This is a genomic window from Vibrio sp. B4-6 (assembly GCF_963888245.1).
Classification (GTDB): Bacteria; Pseudomonadota; Gammaproteobacteria; order Enterobacterales; family Vibrionaceae; genus Vibrio; species Vibrio anguillarum.
In genome coordinates this window covers 1-3,539 of the sequence record NZ_CAWPIM010000035.1, presented here as the reverse complement: position 1 = coordinate 3,539, position 3,539 = coordinate 1, and the positions used below count along the sequence as shown (strand labels likewise).

Annotated in this window: 1 protein-coding gene; it reads right to left on the bottom strand. The window is 38.7% G+C overall.

Annotation, left to right across the window (positions count from 1 at the left end):
- Positions 1–448: 448 nt before the first annotated feature.
- Positions 449–793 (bottom strand): hypothetical protein, encoded by a 345-nt coding sequence (locus AACV20_RS11360; protein WP_170908072.1) that lies wholly within the window; start codon positions 791–793, stop codon positions 449–451.
- Positions 794–3,539 lie beyond the last annotated feature (2,746 nt).

Here is a 3,539-nt window from a genome sequence, read left to right as displayed (position 1 = left end):
TACCAACTTAAAACCAACTAAACGATTCATTTATAAACCAAAACGCTAAATCAGCAAAGAAACCAAAAAACTAAAATTGAGCGGTTTGGAAGAAAAGTGACGAGCGTAGCATGCTCGGCGGACGTTTAGATGCTGAAAGTTATTTCACCGATGAATTCACAGCGATAAACAACCCAAAGCGATCAAGGGACAACAAATATGTGATGGTTGTTTATTGCTTAAGTTAAGCCACAAAACATGGAATTTATCCCTCAATTTCAACTCGATTTAGCTGATAAAAACTCACCTTGCCTAACGCCCGGCTAAGGGGTTGACAACGCACCGCCAGATTCAAAAAACACGCTGTAAACTCTGAACTTCAATTTTGCACTAAAACCGCCACGCGTTGGCAATCCCTCTTGAGCCGTTTGTTATGTGTATTTGAATACTTCAGAATACAAAATCTAAGCTATTTCTTCCGGTATACATTAGAAACAGCTTTATCAATATTTAAGTAGGCGTTTCTATCAAGCAAGCACGTGGATATAACTTGGCTAGCTGCCATTTCAAAAGCAGCCATATTATACTCACCTTCACCATATTTATGATGATAATAACCAATTCTAAAATTTAAATCATCGAAAATAATTTTCTGATAACGCTCACCTTTTGATGCCTTATCTTCAAGCAATACTTTTAAAGTATTACAGCTTTTTATGTATTCATGACTTTTTGATATATATTCCTCTGTTGAAATTGCCGATGAAACACCAAAAGATAATAAACAATAAGACAACAAAATTATTTTTTTCATTTTACAACTCATTTTATATCCAGAACCAGTTTTGGCTATTTTTCACACAACCAGTAGTATTGACTATATTACCATTGGGCACATAACGCCCGGCTAAGGGGTTGACAACGCACCACCGAACTCAAAAAACACACTTAAACACTGAACTTCAATTTTGTACTAAAGTTGCCACGCGTTGGCAATCCCTCTTGAGCCGTTTGTTAGGCCAACCAATTGACACCGACACTTTCACAACCAAAGGACGAGCTTTTTTGTAAACTTGAAACAAACTAACCGATTCATTTATAAACCAAAATGCTAAATCAGCAAAGAAACCAAAAAACTTAAATTTAGCGATTTGGAAGAAAAGTGACGAGCGTAGCATGCTCGGCGGACGTTTGAATGCTGAAGGTTATTTTACCGATGAATTCACAGCGATAAACAACCCAACACGATCAAGAAACAACAAATATGTGAGGACGATTTATTGCTTAAGTTAAGCCACAAAACATGAAATTTACCGCTCAATTCCAACTCGATTTAGCTAATAAAAACTCACCTTGCCTAACGCCGCATTAAGTGGTGAGCGACGCTAAACACCAATGCCTCGACAAACCACTTAAAACGCAAAAACTGAATTTACACTAAAACCGCCAAGCGTTGCGAATCCGTCTTAAATGCTTTGTTATGCAAATTCAATAAGATAAACCAGAAGTTACACCAAATTTGATTAAGAAAACAACCCAAATGTTGGTTAAGTGAACCAAGAATCAGCCAAAGCCCGAACCGTGATAAGTAAGCCTCCAAAACAAAGCACACCTTTCAGCAACAAACCAAGCTTTTGAATCAGCAAAACTCAACGAGCAAAATATTCAGCAAGTACAAAATGATCGATTAACTTGTCCTTTCCACACTTTGCACCCGCTAAATTGACAACGCACCAACGCTAAAACTGATTGAGGCAAACAAAGAATCTTATCTGTTTTACGGATTGAGTTAACCACGAATTTGAAGCCGAAAATGCTCATTTGCCGACAACACAAAACAAATGGCCGGAGAAATCCAAAAAGATTAAACCCCTAAATTTACCTGAGTTGCATAACGCCCGGTTAAGGGGCTGACAACGCAACACACTGAACCCAAAATAACAACCGTAATCACACATGTTGATTTGAACAAAAACCGCCACGCGTTGGCAGTCCCTCTTTAACCGTTTGTTAGGCCAACCAATTGACACCGACACTTTCACAACCAAAGAACGAGCTTTTTTGTAAACTTGAAACAAACTAACCGATTCATTTATAAACCAAAATGCTGAATCAGCAAAGAAACAAAAAACTCAAATTGAGCGATTTGGAAGAAAAGTGACGAGCGTAGTATGCTCGGCGGACGTTTGGATGCTGAAGGTTATTTTGCCGCTAAATTCACAACGACAAACAACCCAACGCGATCAAGAAACAACAAATATGTGATGACGATTTATTGCTTAAGTTAAGCCACAAAACATGGAATTTACCGTTCAATTTCAACTCGATTTAGCTGATAAAAACTCACTTTGCCTAACGCCGCATTAAGTGGTGAGCGACGCTAAACACCAATGCCTCGACAAACCACTTAAAACGCAAAAACTGAATTTACACTAAAACCGCCAAGCGTTGCGAATCCGTCTTAAATGCTTTGTTATGCAAATTCAATAAGATAAACCAGAAGTTACACCAAATTTGATTAAGAAAACAATCAAAATTTTGGTTAAGTGAACCAAGAATCAGCCAAAGCCCGAACCGTGATAAGTAAGCCGCCAAAACAAAGCACACCTTTCAGCAACAAACCAAGCTTTTGAATCAGCAAAACTCAACGAGCAAAATATTCAGCAAGTACAAAATGATCGATTAACTTGTCCTTTCCACACTTTGCACCCGCTAAATTGACAACGCGCCAACGCTAAAACCAATTGAGGCAAACAAAGAAAATTGCCTGTTTTACGGTTTGAGTTAACCAAGAATTTGAGGGTAAAAATGCTCATTTGCCGACAGCACAAAACGAATAGCCGGAGAAATTCCAAAAGATTGAACCCCTAAATTTACCTGAGTTGCATAACGCCCAATTAAGTGGTGAACAACGCACTGGCCAAGCCGCTGCATTGCACCGTAAAACACTTTACCTAACGCATAGTAAAACTGCTACGCGTTGAGAATCCACTTGAATTGCTTGTTATGTGAATTTTACCGTGAATTCAAAGTAAACCACCGTAGAAATGAAGAGATTTGAATAAGTTACGTACAAAAACGATGCTTACCAAAACCTAAATTTCACAGCGATCTGAGCCGAAGAGAGCCACTTGCAGAATCAACAACAAAGAAAGCGCTCTTTCAGCCACAACAACCCCTTTTGCGTCACCAGATTTTCAGGGCTGAACTTCAGCAAGTGGATCAGTCAAAAAAGCATTTTAATTTAAGCGATTTGAAACTGACGAAACTCAACACAAACCAGATTCAAAACTTAATTGAGGCAACCCAAGAGACTTGGACGTGACCAATTGAAGCTCTTTCACGAACTCATTTCGACCAAGCCAACTTGCCGAAAACACGGAACGAATTCTCAATGAAATCGTAGAGTTAACCCTAAAAACTCATCAAACACATAACGCCCAATTAAGGTGTGAGCCACGCAACCACGACACTTAACTTGAACACCGTAAACACTAAACTTGACCCAAACCAAAAATGCCAAGCGTGGGGAATCACTCTTAAATTGTTTGTTATATTTC

What these genes read in the sequence shown, in the direction of transcription:
- AACV20_RS11360 (WP_170908072.1), bottom strand. Translation starts at nt 793, where the DNA reads ATGAAAAAAATAATTTTGTTGTCTTATTGTTTATTATCTTTTGGTGTT.